This window comes from Nocardioides sp. DN36 (genome assembly GCF_055380375.1).
Genome location: NZ_AP043822.1, coordinates 126,098 through 138,484, shown reverse-complemented (window position 1 = coordinate 138,484; position 12,387 = coordinate 126,098). Strand labels below are relative to the sequence as shown.

Annotated in this window: 16 protein-coding genes; 9 read left to right on the top strand and 7 right to left on the bottom strand. The window is 69.8% G+C overall.

Annotated elements, in window-relative coordinates:
• The first annotated feature begins 163 nt into the window (after positions 1-163).
• The 6 genes from ACZ43H_RS00665 to ACZ43H_RS00640 all read left to right on the top strand — a co-directional run bounded on the left by ACZ43H_RS00665 (position 164) and on the right by ACZ43H_RS00640 (position 5,163).
• Positions 164-568 (top strand): hypothetical protein, encoded by a 405-nt coding sequence (locus tag ACZ43H_RS00665; protein WP_043806911.1) that lies wholly within the window; start codon positions 164-166, stop codon positions 566-568.
• Positions 569-582: 14 nt separating this feature from the next.
• Complete coding sequence (locus ACZ43H_RS00660; RefSeq protein ID WP_464583034.1) at positions 583-1,362, top strand: hypothetical protein; 780 nt, start codon at positions 583-585, stop codon at positions 1,360-1,362.
• Complete coding sequence (locus ACZ43H_RS00655) at positions 1,359-1,919, top strand: thermonuclease family protein (RefSeq protein ID WP_011776883.1); 561 nt, start codon at positions 1,359-1,361, stop codon at positions 1,917-1,919. Before ACZ43H_RS00660 ends, ACZ43H_RS00655 begins: the two co-directional genes overlap by 4 nt.
• Before the next feature lie 293 nt (positions 1,920-2,212).
• Positions 2,213-4,063 carry a DNA cytosine methyltransferase gene (locus tag ACZ43H_RS00650; protein ID WP_464583125.1) on the top strand — a complete coding sequence of 617 codons (1,851 nt, stop codon included), beginning with the start codon at positions 2,213-2,215 and terminating at the stop codon, positions 4,061-4,063.
• Positions 4,063-4,296, top strand: coding sequence for a hypothetical protein (locus ACZ43H_RS00645; RefSeq protein ID WP_459985899.1), 234 nt, complete (start codon positions 4,063-4,065; stop codon positions 4,294-4,296). Before ACZ43H_RS00650 ends, ACZ43H_RS00645 begins: the two co-directional genes overlap by 1 nt.
• Before the next feature lie 489 nt (positions 4,297-4,785).
• Positions 4,786-5,163 (top strand): hypothetical protein, encoded by a 378-nt coding sequence (locus tag ACZ43H_RS00640; RefSeq protein WP_459985901.1) that lies wholly within the window; start codon positions 4,786-4,788, stop codon positions 5,161-5,163.
• Between the two features lie 77 nt (positions 5,164-5,240).
• Here ACZ43H_RS00640 and ACZ43H_RS00635 read toward each other — a convergent pair whose 3' ends face one another.
• The gene (locus ACZ43H_RS00635) at positions 5,241-6,521 is read right to left on the bottom strand and encodes a Y-family DNA polymerase (protein ID WP_459985902.1); all 1,281 of its coding nucleotides are present in this window, start codon (positions 6,519-6,521) and stop codon (positions 5,241-5,243) included.
• A 3-nt stretch (positions 6,522-6,524) separates the two neighbouring features.
• Complete coding sequence (locus ACZ43H_RS00630) at positions 6,525-6,953, bottom strand: LexA family protein (RefSeq protein ID WP_459985903.1); 429 nt, start codon at positions 6,951-6,953, stop codon at positions 6,525-6,527.
• 174 nt (positions 6,954-7,127) lie between these two features.
• On the opposite strand from ACZ43H_RS00630, the gene ACZ43H_RS00625 reads away from it, so the two are divergent.
• A complete protein-coding gene (locus tag ACZ43H_RS00625; protein ID WP_464583031.1) occupies positions 7,128-8,063 on the top strand; it encodes an ATP-dependent DNA ligase in 936 nt (311 codons plus the stop codon).
• Between the two features lie 10 nt (positions 8,064-8,073).
• Here the strand turns inward: ACZ43H_RS00625 and ACZ43H_RS00620 are convergent, their stop codons facing one another.
• Positions 8,074-8,247 carry a hypothetical protein gene (locus tag ACZ43H_RS00620; protein WP_459985906.1) on the bottom strand — a complete coding sequence of 58 codons (174 nt, stop codon included), beginning with the start codon at positions 8,245-8,247 and terminating at the stop codon, positions 8,074-8,076.
• A 98-nt stretch (positions 8,248-8,345) separates the two neighbouring features.
• Here ACZ43H_RS00620 and ACZ43H_RS00615 point away from each other — a divergent pair, with 98 nt between their 5' ends.
• Positions 8,346-9,125, top strand: coding sequence for a hypothetical protein (locus ACZ43H_RS00615; protein WP_459985907.1), 780 nt, complete (start codon positions 8,346-8,348; stop codon positions 9,123-9,125).
• Positions 9,126-9,166: 41 nt separating this feature from the next.
• Positions 9,167-9,820, top strand: a complete 654-nt coding sequence (locus ACZ43H_RS00610; RefSeq protein WP_459985908.1) for a hypothetical protein — start codon at positions 9,167-9,169, stop codon at positions 9,818-9,820.
• Between the two features lie 28 nt (positions 9,821-9,848).
• Here the strand turns inward: ACZ43H_RS00610 and ACZ43H_RS00605 are convergent, their stop codons facing one another.
• Genes ACZ43H_RS00605 through ACZ43H_RS00590 form a run of 4 tightly spaced genes read right to left on the bottom strand, consistent with a single transcriptional unit; the run spans position 9,849 to position 12,383 of the window.
• Positions 9,849-10,532: a hypothetical protein gene (locus tag ACZ43H_RS00605; protein ID WP_459985909.1), complete on the bottom strand. Its 684-nt coding sequence runs from the start codon at positions 10,530-10,532 to the stop codon at positions 9,849-9,851.
• A complete protein-coding gene (locus ACZ43H_RS00600) occupies positions 10,532-11,827 on the bottom strand; it encodes a restriction endonuclease (protein WP_459985910.1) in 1,296 nt (431 codons plus the stop codon). Before ACZ43H_RS00600 ends, ACZ43H_RS00605 begins: the two co-directional genes overlap by 1 nt.
• Positions 11,824-12,129, bottom strand: coding sequence for a hypothetical protein (locus tag ACZ43H_RS00595; RefSeq protein WP_459985912.1), 306 nt, complete (start codon positions 12,127-12,129; stop codon positions 11,824-11,826). Before ACZ43H_RS00595 ends, ACZ43H_RS00600 begins: the two co-directional genes overlap by 4 nt.
• Complete coding sequence (locus ACZ43H_RS00590; protein ID WP_459985913.1) at positions 12,129-12,383, bottom strand: hypothetical protein; 255 nt, start codon at positions 12,381-12,383, stop codon at positions 12,129-12,131. Before ACZ43H_RS00590 ends, ACZ43H_RS00595 begins: the two co-directional genes overlap by 1 nt.
• Positions 12,384-12,387 lie beyond the last annotated feature (4 nt).

Below are 12,387 nucleotides of genomic sequence, written 5' to 3'. Positions count from 1 at the left end.
GGTGGTGAGGGGTTGGAAAGTCGTGTGAGTTGGGCGGATTTCGGCGGCTGGAAATTCGGTGGGTGTGAGGTGTCCGATCCGAATCGGTCGAGGTTGCTTCTTGCTTGTGAAGGGTCGCGGTGGGTTGCCGTGACGTTCCGGAGCAAGGAAGAGGTGATCCCCGGTGGGGAAGGCGGCACAGGCACAGGCGGGTCGAGATCGAGCGCGCGATGCTCGGCTGAAGGCGGCACGGGAGCGCCGGCTGAAGCTGGACCCGGACCAGTTGGCCCGGGAGCGGCGCATCGACGAGGCGTCGGTTGACGTCGAGGTCACCTGGGAGGAGCGGGCTCAGGCCGAGCAGGCGGTCGTGGATGCCGAAGTGGCGGCCGCGGCCGCCATCGAGCGGCTCCTCGCGGAGCGGCTCGCGGTCAAGGACGTCGTGCAGCTGACCGGGCTGGACCAGGCGACGATCCGTCGGCTGCGACAGCTCGACACCGACGACGGTGAGGGTGACGGCGGTGTCGGGGACGAGGGCGGCACGGTCAGCCGTGGCACCGCTGCTGAGGGTGCCGCGGCCGAGGTGGCGTGATGCCAGCTCCGCCGATGGTCGTGCCGGGTCGTCGGCGCCAACTCGAACTCCTGAGGTCGTGGTCGGGCTGGGCTCTCACCTCGATCCTCCTCGAGCCCGCCGAGGTGGCCCATGTCCGTGACGGTGGCTGGGCTTGCAGTCACCACCGCGACCAGGACACGGGGGAGCGGATTGTCGGGACACACGGCGGGCTGGGGTTCGGCGTCGACGAGTCTTGGCGCAACCCACGCGAGGTGATCCCCTGGTCGCAGATCGAGGAGATTGCCCGGGAGGTGCCCGCCGACGTCCGCGATGAGCTGATCGAGTTCCGGGCGAGGTGGCGAGCCCACCAGTCGGCCTACCCGCGGTTCACGGCCAGTGCGGCCGCGGTCGGATGCGGTCCGATCATCCCCGGCGAGCCGCTTACGCCTCGCCAGCAGGCGTACGTGCGCGAGCACGAAGAGTTCGAGGCCAGTGGCGTGCTGCCAGCGTGGGAGCAGCAGAAGACGGCGCTCGAGTCCGAGCGCCTCGGGCTGCACGACCAGGCCCTCCGCGCCAAATCGGTCGAGGAGGCCGGCGACCTCCTCGAGCTCCTCGACGATCAGCAGCTCGGCCAGCCCCTCGCGGCGGCTCCGGCCGGCGAGCTCTTGAGACAGACGGCGGGTCGCGCCACGGCGCTAGGAGACCCGGACGAGAGCTGCGGCGCGGCCGCACCCCGTCCAGGCCTGTTCCCGCCCAACCCGCAGCCGCAGAGTCGAGACGAGCTGAGTCCGGGGACCCGGATTGCTTCTCCGCGATCGGGAGTGAGCCGATGATCGCGAGCAAGCCCGTCCGGCTGCTGTCCCTGGCGATCGTCGCCCTGGTCGTCGTCACCGGTGTCCGGGCGGTCGTCGGCGGCTTCGCCTTCGGCGGCGAGCTGCTCGACGCCACCCCGGGCCGCTCGGACGGCCCCGGGCAGCGCACCGCCGGTGTGGTGGCGTACGTCCTCGACGGCGACACCGTCCAGGTGACCACGGAGGACGGTCGTAACGTCCGAGTGCGGTTCCTCGGGATCAGCGCTCCCGAGATCCCGCATCCCGGCAAGCCTGGGGAGTGCTACGGGTTCGCGGCCACCCGGCACCTCAAGAAGCTGGTGCCGGCTGGCACTCGGGTGACGCTCGTGAGCGATCCCACGCAGGACGACGTCGACGCCTACGGCCGATGGCTTCGGTACGTGCAGGCCTTCGGTCGTGACGTCGGAGCCGCTCAGATCCGCGCCGGCGCGGCCACCGCGCGCGACAGCTCTGCGCCGGTCAGTCGCCACGCCGCCTACGTCGAGCTCGAGGAGGCGGCGCGCGGCCGCGGTGCCGGGATGTGGGCGTCGTGTCGCTGATTGCAGGCGGTGCGGGGTGCAGGGTTTACACGGGGTATACCCGGGGTATACGGTAGACCCGGGGTATACCCCCCATGAGAGCCGCATCCGTTAGGTGTTGGAGGTCGCCAGATGAGCAGCTGCGAGGCGTGTGCAGAACCTGGGCATGGTCCCGGGGACTGTGCGAACCGAGTCCTGCCGATGTGTGCGCAGCGCTGCACGTGTCGGCACGGAGCACCTGAACCCGACTCCGCGCCGTACTGGACGGCGATGAACCGGGCCGCGAGCGCGACCGGGGGTGCGGCATGACGTCGATGGCTACGGCGCAGTGGCGGCCGGCGCTGCAGCAGCGGCGGTTCAGGCACGACACCCTCGTCGCCGTCGACCTGTTCTCCGGCTTCGGCGGCCTCACCCAGGGCATCGCCCACGCAGGCTTCGACGTGATCACCGCGGCGAACCACAACGAGTACAAGGTCAAGGTCCACGAGGCCAATCACCCCACGACCGAGCACTGGATCGCTGACCTCGTCGACACCGACTCGCCCGCCTATCACTCCGTGCGGGAGCTACCCGCTGGGGATCTCCTCGCCGCTGGCGTCAGCTGCGTCAACCACTCGCCCGCGAACACGAAGAGGGCTTACGAGCAGGGGCTGTCGCTGTTCGACCTCGAGGACCCGGACTATGAAGCACGGGTCACCCGCTCCGAGCGCGACCGAGCCACCGCTAACTGCGTCCTGCACTACGCCGCCATGCACCATCCGCGGCTGATCCTCGTGGAGTGCACCACCGAGCTTGCCTCGTGGGGTCAGCTCGTCCCAGGGAAGCGGAAGATTGGCGACGGGTCGACCTACCGCTGGTGGCTCAAGCAGTTCGATCTGCTCGGCTACAACCACAAGGTCCTCTACCTGAACTCGATGTTCTTCGGGGTCGGCCAGTCCAGGGATCGCGGCTACTGGGTGTTCTGGGACAAGAAGTTGCCCACCCCAGATCTTGAGCACCGTCCGGAGTCCTGGTGCGACCACTGCCAGAACGTCGTCGAAGCCGTGTGGTCGTGGAAGACCGGCGTCCCGCCCACCGGCTCGGTCCGGTACGGCAAGCAGTACAACTACCGGTGCCCCTCGTGCTATCGCGAGGTCATCCCGCCGTTCACACCCTCGCTCGACGCGCTCGACCTGTCGAACCTGGGTACTCGGATCGGCGATCGGGACAAGCCGCTCGCGGCCGCGACGATGGCGAGGGCCGAGCGTTGCCGCCAGCGGTTCGCCGAGTTCCCCGCGGTCTTGATGCCCGCGAAGTCGCAGCGGGGTTCCGAGCGGCAGCCCTGGCAGCCGATGGCCACCCAGACCAGCCAGCAGGAGACCGCGGTCCTCTCGACCGGAGCGCTGATGGCCGCCGCCGGCAACACCTTTGAGTGGCCCGGTTCGCAGTGCCGCAGCCGCGACTTCTCCCAGCGTCTGCCGTCGCAGACCTCGACGAACGGCACCGGCCTGATCACGCCGCCAGTCGCGATGGCGATCGACAACTACCAAGGGGTACCGCGCGGCGTGGACGAGCCCCTGCCCACCCAGGGCGGGTCCGAGACGATGGGCTTGCTCTCGGCCGGGGTGATGCCATACCGCCGGCACACCACACCCACCTCGCACAGCGAGGCCATGCCGACGGTCACGGCTGACCAGATCCCCGGCCTGCTCACCGCGGCGGGCACGATCAAGAACAACGGGTCGATCCTCGAGGCGAAGTACCGGGCACACCCGGTCTCTGACCCGCTGGGTGCGCTCACCGCCGAGCCGACTCAGGCTCTGCTGTTCTCCGGCTGGTACAAGCAGAACGGGTCGACCGGCACCGAGACCGCGCCGCACCCGGTCACCGATCCATTCGGGACGCTCACCTCACGCGACACCACCGCGATCCTGACCGCTGAGTGGCGCGACGCGCTGGCCGACCTCGCGCTCGAGGACTGCTACTTCCGAATGATGTACGACCACGAGATCGGCCGCGGCTGTGGCTTCGACGTGGACTTCGCCGGCTACGAGGGCACGTTCCAGGTATGGGGGTCGGCCCGCGACAGGGTCGACGGCTACGGCAACGCCGTCTCACCTCCGGTCGGCTGGTGGATCAGCAATCGGCTCCGTGCAGTCCTGCACAACGAGGAGGTGGCAGCGTGATGAGTGTCCAGAAGCTCTCCAGCAGCACAACGCCGGCGCACCAGGTCAACACCGCCGAGGCCCGTGCCACGTGGAGGCGGGAGCAGAAGCACCTCGGCGCTGCCTGTGACTTCCCCGGGTGCGATCGCCACGCCGAGCACGGCGTACGCATGTGCGAGTACCACGCGATGGTCCGACTGGCCTCGAACGGCTCCTGGGTCAACGACACGCACGCCGATGGGGGGCACGGCTGATGTGCTACCGAGAGACCGCGCACTACGTCGTCCTGTGCGACCGCTGTGGCCTGGGAGCACCGGAGGGAACGGGCTGGTGGACGCCGACGCACGCCGACCGGGCCGCCCTCGAGGCCGGATGGGAGATGACCGCGACCGAGCACCTGTGCCCGACGTGTGCCATCGCGGATGTGACCGAGGACGACGCCGGAGCCGTTACTCAGGAGCGGCCGGCGTTGCCGCCGGCCACTGACACCTCGACGCGAGCGGATTTCTGCCGGCCGGCGTCCTCGACCGGCGCCGTCCGGTCGTGGGCGCAGACGCGATGACCAACTCAGACCGGAGTCGGAGTACCGCATCGAGTGCTCGACCAGCGACGGGAGGACGGCGATCCCCACTTCACCGAGATCGGCTTCGGCTCCTCGAGCAGCCGGCCGGCCATCAAGCAAGGGATCGAGCCATGGATGACCGAGCCGTGCGGTGAGTCCTGAGATCGTTACAGTCGGCGGCATGCAGCCTGCCGATGTGACCGCCGCGTCAGCCGAGGTGGTGACGGAGGTGCTTGGCGACCCCGCCGGGTTCCTCACGGCCGCTGCGGAGGCCGCGCCCGGCTGGTCGGCGCGGTACGGAGGCCCGGAGGGCGTCGCGCAGCTGACGAGCGTCCTTCACGATCACCTGGCGCAACTCACTCAGACCAATGCGGCACTGCGGACCGCGACCGTGGTCTACCTGCGAACCCACCCGCAGATGTCACTGTTGACGATCGCGCGGCTGCTTGGTGTCACCAAGGGCGTCATCCAGAAGGTCATGCGCCGGGCTGAGGAGGATGCAGCCGATGGACAGCGACCGTTCGCGCATCTGGAGTCGCCTAGCGGCTGGGAAACCTGACACGAGCCGTGGCCAGACGATGACCGCCTGGAGCGTTGCCGGCGAAGTGTTCATGTGGCTCGTTTGAGCGGCGCGGATCATCGGACGGTGAGGAGTTGGGCCCAGTTGGTGGTGCCGGCGGGGGAGAGCCGCTCGCGGCGCATGTCCCATCGCTGGCGGTCCCGTAGCCCGCTGGGACCCCAGCCGAGGGCACTGCGGCCGTATCGGGCGGCGAGCTCGTCGACGGCGGCTGCGAGCCGGAGCCGAGACGGCGTTTCGCCGGGCCATAGCTGTGGGGCGGCGCCGGCAGGGGAGAGGCCGGTGAGCAAGATCCCGGCGCGGTTGTAGGGCCAGTTCTCCCGCATCTTTGGCAGCACCGCGCGGGCGCTCGTGATGAGCCTGAGCGGGTCGCTGGTCGGAGGGTCGAAGGCGACCGCGGCGGTGTGGTGGGCGACGTCGTCGCGGAATCGGCTGCTGCTGATCCAGACCTGCATGAGGGCGGTGTCGAGGCCGTGGGCGCGTAGGCGTCGGGCGGCCGCGGCTGCGTACTGCGCCAGCACGCTCCGCATCTCAGCCGAGGTGCTCACCGTGGCGCCGAGCATGCGGGAGTACATCAGCTGCTGGCGGTTCTTAGGGGTGAACCCGACGGGCATGCATGGCACGCCGGCGAGTTCGCGCGCGGTGCGCTCGAGGACGACCGACCAGCGGCGTCGTAGGACGCCGGCGTCAGCGGTGGCGAGGTCGGCCGCGGTGTGGATGCCGAGACCGGCGAGGCCGGCGGTGAGGCGCGACCCAATGCCCCACACCTCCGAGACGGGGGTGTTGGCGAGGAGATCTCCAACGTCGCAGGGCGGCCAGGCGGTGAGGTCGACGAGCGGCCGCCCGATGGCCTTGGCGTGCCGCTGGGCAACCTTGGCGAGGGTCTTGGTCGGCCCGATGCCGGCTGCGGTGGGTAGGCCGGTCCATTGGCGTATTCGGGCCTGGAGCGTCTCGGCGGCCACGGCCGGGTCGGTACGGGGGAGGCCGACGAAAGCTTCGTCGACAGAGTAGGTCTCGGTCGTGGCCGAGATGGTGGCGACGGTCTCGTGGAACCTGCTGGAGAACGCGCCGTACTCTTCGTAGTTGCTCGACTTGGCGACCAGGGCGGCCAGATGGGGCTTGTCGCGGAGCTGGAACCACGGGTCGCCCATCTGCACTCCTAGGGCCTTGGCCTCGTCGGACCTGGCCACTGCGCAGCCGTCGTTGTTGGACAGCACGATGACGGCGCGCTCGCGCAGTGACGGGTCGAGGACGCGCTCGACGGAGACGAACATCGAGCGGACGTCGACCAGTGCGAGTGGTGGGGAGGCGTTGGCAGTGCCCCAGGTGCAGCGAGTCATCGGCTACCTCGCGGCGGTGCGGCGCTCGCGTTCCCCGGCGGGGCCGAGTGGGAGGTGATGCAGCAGCACGGTGGCGACCCCCCAGGGTTCGACGTCGGCAGTGAGCGGGACCTGCTCGAGGTCGGTGACCAGGACGGCGATTCCGTCGATGACGTCGAAGCGGCCGAGACGGCGCTCGTGGTCGAGGAGGACCACAAGAACGCGTCCGGGCGCGGGGGAGAGGGCACGGTCGACCAGGAGCTCGTCGCCGGCCCGGATGCCCATGCTGGCCAGCGCGTCCGAGCTGACTCGCAGCACAAAGGTCGAGGCCGGCCGGCGCACCAGGTGACGGTCCAGAGAGATCTGGCCCTCGAAGTAGTCCTGGGCAGGGTTGGGGAACGAGGCGGTCGTCTCGACCGCCATTCCCCGCGCGGTCGAACGTATGTTCGACATATCCGCAGAGTAGTCGCCCTCGTCGAGTCGGGACGAGTCCACCGCAGCAGCGGGCGTAGCGCGTGGCGCAGAGCACGCGCTTCCCACGGCGGGTGTGGAGGCGTCGCCCACGCAAGGTGGGGGATGAGTGCGCTCAGTTCGTACGCTGAATGAATGGCGACCCGCTGGGAGCCGATGCTCGCCAAGCCCGCAGCCAAGCTGCCGGCGGGGGCGAGCATGCCCGGCGGTACGAGGTGGGAGCCGAAATGGGACGGATACCGGGCTGTCCTCGAGCGCACCAGCGCCGGGTGCCAGGTCTGGTCACGGAACGGAGCAGCCCTGACAGCAGGGTTTCCCGAGATCGTCCAGGCGGCCCACGAGCAACTGGAGCCGGGCACGGTGATTGACGTCGAACTCGTCGTGTGGCGGGATGGGCGGCTCGACTTCGGCGCCCTGGCCCCACGGCTGGCCTACCGCGGCCACCGGCGGCCGCCGGCGAACCTGCCGCCATCCTCGCTTCTGGCCTTCGACCTGCTGGTCGCAGACGGCGTCGACATGCGGGCCAGACCGTTGCGCGAGCGCCGGGCGGCGCTTGAGCAGTTGGCGGTCTCGTGGCGGCCGCCACTGCAGCTCACGCCGCAGACCGCGGACCCCGCCGAGGCACAGCGCTGGCTCGAGGAGTACGCCGCCGCCGACGTGGGCGTGGAGGGTCTGATCGCCAAGGGAGCGAACCAGCGCTACCAGCCTGGGCAGCGGGGATGGGTGAAGTTCCGCATCCGCAACACCCGGGAGGCCACGGTCGGGGCGGTGATCGGCCACGTCGACCAACCGATTCGGCTGATCCTCGGCCTCCGTGACGACACCGGCACGTTGCGCGTGGCCGGCGCCACCCATCCGCTCAGCTCCGGAGAGTCGGCCGAGCTCGCCGCGGTCCTCGTCAGCACCGATGACCACCCATGGCCGGCCGAGCTCAGCACCCGTCAACTGGGCCGGTTCAGCCGCGAGCCGGTCGCGATCACTCGTGTGGTCCCCACGGTGATCGTCGAGGTCGAGGCGGACACGGCGTTCGAGTACGGCCGCTGGCGCCACCTGACGCGCTACCGCCGGCTGCGCCTGGACGTCTCCAGTTGAGGATCGACGCTCAGCGGTCGACTCGGAGCCACAAGATGCGCCAACCCGGCTGCAGTCGCTCGCGAATCTGCCCGAGGGCATCGTCGTAGGTCTCTGCAGTTGCCGAAAGATAGTCGGTGTCCAGCTCGTAGCCGCCGCGGTGGTCAGGAGGGACTTCCTGGACGGCGGCCGTCATCGTGAGCACGGCCGAGAGCGTAGAGCCGTGGGCCGACACCCGACCCGCCGCCGGCGGAGGAGCGCGAGACGGCAACGTGTGTCGGCCGGGTGCCGTACCTTCTCGCCATGGAAAGTCAGGGCCGCGAGTCGATCCGGTTCACGCTCAACGGCCAACGCTATGAGCTGTCCCGTGAGGACGTCGGGGCACGGCTTGCCGACGTGGCGCCTGATGCGATCCGAAAGCACGCCGTGCGGGTCAACGGCGCCTGGTTCCCGGTCATCCAGGCGTTCGAGGTGGCCACTGGCATCCCACGTTCGGAGTTCATGTCCAACACAGCCCGCCGCCACCTCGCAGCGCTCGGCTACGAGATCTCCGGTCAGGTCGAACGGCGGAACCCGATCCCGACACCTCCGCCGCCGACGGCTGCGCAGGTCGCTCGACCACGTCCGCAGGACCTGGTGGAGGCAGAAGCATCGACGGGCGAGTGGCACACCGAGGCCAACGTTCAGGCCGCGCTGGTGACCGCGCTGGCTGGGGACGGGTGGCGCATCCTGTCGGTGGCCAACACCGCCACGAAGGAGCACGGCATCGACGTGATCGCGTCCCGCGACGGCAGGACGGTCGGCGTCGAGGTCAAGGGGTTCCCCAGCCGCAACTATGCCGACCCCGCGCGCGCAGGAGAGGCCAAGCGGACGAGCCCGAGCACCCAGGCGGGCCACTGGTACTCCCAGGCTGTGCTGGCCGCGATGCGACTCCGTGGCAAGGAGCCGGGCTGGGGCAGCGTCATCGCTCTGCCGGACTTCCCGCGTTACCGCGACCTGCATGCCGAGACGGCCGGATCGCTCGCCGCGGCGCAGATCGAGGTCTGGTGGGTGGACGAGACGGGCGCGGTGCAGCGACCGTGATCGAACCGCGGTGGTACCGCCGGCCCCAGGGAGAGGGCGTAGTGCTCCGGAAGGCGCCGCTGCTGGCCAGCTGGAACAAGTCGACCGACCCCGACCAGGTGCGGCTCCGCGAGTACCTCGAGGACACTGCACAGCTGGTGACGCCCCACCGGACGCCCGACGGCCCGTGGGCGCTGCTGCTTGAGGTCGGCCTGCCGACAGGGCGCGACTTGGTCGACATGGCTGACCTGGACAACTACGCCTTCCCGCTGGCCACCCGGCTACGGGACGAGGACCTGGTGACGGTGTGGTGCACCAAGCGGCACGCCGACACCTCGCGCGTCCTCGTCGCACCGGCACATGAGACCACCGGACCCAGCACCTACACGGTCCGCACCACCGCCTCGGCCACCACGACGGCCTACAAGGAGCAGGTCCGCTCCGCGGTTGTCGACGCAGCGGCGATCCCTGACGGCCCCGTGCAATTGCAGCTGGCGTTCGTCGTCGGTCCAAAGCGCAACTGGCTGACTCTCTGGAAGCCCACGATCGACGCCCTCGACCCGCTGCTGGGCCGCACCCGAGAAGACCGCGACTGGCACCCGCGGGACGGCAGGATCACCGACCTCGGTCTTCATGTCGCCGTCGACCCCCTGCTAGGTCACGACATCGTGGTCGGCATCGCCGCGGCACCGGCCACGGCTCCCTCGTGCCCTTGACGGCGCAGCACGCCGGGCGGGCTGTGATCTACAGCAGAGCGGGCCGGGTGCGGTAGACCTGGACCTGGTCGCGCAGCTCACAGCTGGCGATCGCCAGACCGGCGTACGCCGCGGCCGCGGCCGCGAGGTTGAATGACGACGATGGTGCGCACACAACGTCGGAGGCGCTCAAAGTGCCTTCCTCCATGCGGTCGGCAAAGGTGTCGGCCGCGGCGGCCGCGTCCGCTGCGTGCTGAGTGATCCCCGCTGGCACGGGCTTACCGGCCCCGGACACGAACGCCTCCCACACGAAAAGCTCTGCGTCGCCGGCCAGCCACGGCTCCGGCCGGGTCGTGCATCGTAGTGTCGGCTGCGCCGAGGCGACCCGTTCAAGCACCCACGCCATCTGCACCAGTCCGGTGGCCAGTGCGCCGCTGCCCGCGCCGGCGGACCACGGTCTGGAGCGACCCTCGACGGTCTCACCCTGGCGGGCCTGTCCCAGCGTCCTCCAGCCGTCGACGGATCCGACCGGGCTGACCGGGACCATCAGCGGAGCCTCGAATCCGAGAGCGACCGGCGCTCCCGCGTTGATCGCCTCGAGAACCGCGAGGGCCGCGCCCTCGGGGTGGGTGCCGCCCTCGCCGACCGGGCGTCGGCCGGGTAGATCGAGGGCTGCCCAGGCGAAGTTGCTCCGTACGGACCCGACGTCGACGGCGACGACTCGCGGTGCCATCAGCGCATCATCTTCTTCGCGGCTGAGGTAGTCGGCGCCAGCGAGCCGTCGTCGAGCAGGACGAACGCGGCTATCCCCGCCGTCTCTGCCCAGGCCCTGGCATCGGCGGTGTAGCCGGACCGGGAGAAGAACGCTCCCTTCTTGCGTGCGTGGGCCGCCGCGCCGTGGAGCTGCTGCAGTTTGGGCCGCCCGACCGGCGTGGCCTCCCATTTGACCTGGGCGAGGACCTTGCGGGCGATGACGTCGACGCCGGCGTCCTTGCCGGTGGGGGTCACCTGGGCGTCGTTGAAGCCCATATGCCGCAGCCACGCGCAGGCTGCGGCCTCGGCCTGTTGCCAGCTGCCGATCGGCGCGGCCCGCTTGCGCCCCAGGAACCCGGTTCGTCGAACCACCGGGACGGCGGGGGATCCGTCGGCGGCGGTGACGCGGCGCGCCCGCTGTTGGCTGGCTCGTTGGCCTTCGACGACGGCATCGAGCTCTGCCCACCGGTGGACGAGGTCGACGACGGCCTGGAGGGCGCGAGGTTCGCCGCGGAGCCGGGCGACAGTGGAGCGGGCTGGCTGGTCGTGGAACAAGGTGAGCTCGGTGCCGCGCAGGTCCCAGCCCAGCGACCCCCGACCGACGGCCATGGTCGGTCGGGACTTCGCATCGGCCCCGACTGCGATGAAAGTGATCTTCGTTCCGGTGCCGACGACGACGACCTCGCCGCCGGGCAGCGATGGATGAAGGCTGAGCTGAGTGGCTTGGACCAGGCACTGCGCTTTGGCGGACCCGAGTGAGCCGAGGACGGCGTCTGCGACTGGTCCCGTCGCTGGTGGCGGCAGGGGACTGGCTTCGTACGCGGCCTTGGTCTTGGGTGAGGTGCTCAGGTCGAGGACGACGGCGCGGACCGGTCGGGCGTCTGCGGGCAGCCGCAGTGCTTTGAGCAGGGCCGTGCGTTGCTCGGGCCGGCCGACCAGGCGCAGAGGCGTTGAGGAGCTGCCGTCGGACAGACGTAGTACGCCTTTCACTGTCCGGGTGTGCTCGGTGACCTGGACGCTGTGGCGGACCATCCTGCGAAACCGATCGCTCAGCACGGTCCACGACAGCAGGCGTCCGGAGGTGACGGCGACGAACACGTCCCGGGAGCCGTCGGTAAAGACGTCGAGGTAGAGCACGAGCTCGTTCGCGTCGAGCTCGGCCAGCAGGCGGCGCCACACCCGCGAGGTAGGCAGTGCGAGAGACGCAGCCCGCGTGGCGGAGTCCCACGCTTCACGGGTGCGTGGATCGGTGCTGACGTCCATCGCTGCGGTCACGAACCGCTGGGGTAGTCGACGCCGAAGTGGTCGGCGATCACCTCGGTCGTCTCGCATCCCCAGTTCCGACGGTACGTCACCGGGTCGTGGTCGTCGGCGCCGACGTCACACACTCCGGAGCCGGACCCGCAGTCGCGGTGCAGGGCGATGAGCTTGCGGGCCAGAGGGTCGTTGATCGCGTTGAGGCGCCGCATGGCATCGACCCACCTCGACACGGGCACGGGACCGTCGTCCGACACTTCGTGCACGACGTCCGTGTGCCACGCCTCGCTGGCCTCCTCGTCGTACTCGTGGCGGCTCATCAGCGCATCCCGAAGAAGGACGTGATCCGGTCGATCTGCTTCTGGTCCAGCAGCGATGGCCGGCATGCGCCGTAGGCATTGGTCAGATCGATGACGAGTTGCCGGGTCTGGTCGAGGCTGAGATCGACGGTGGTGGCCTCGCCGTCGGTGCTGGTGATCTTGAGGTCGACCCGTTGGACGTCCTCGTCGACGTACCGGGCGTGAGCACCGATCTTCTTGGCCCGTACGGTCTCGCTGCGCTTGAACAAACCCACGGGT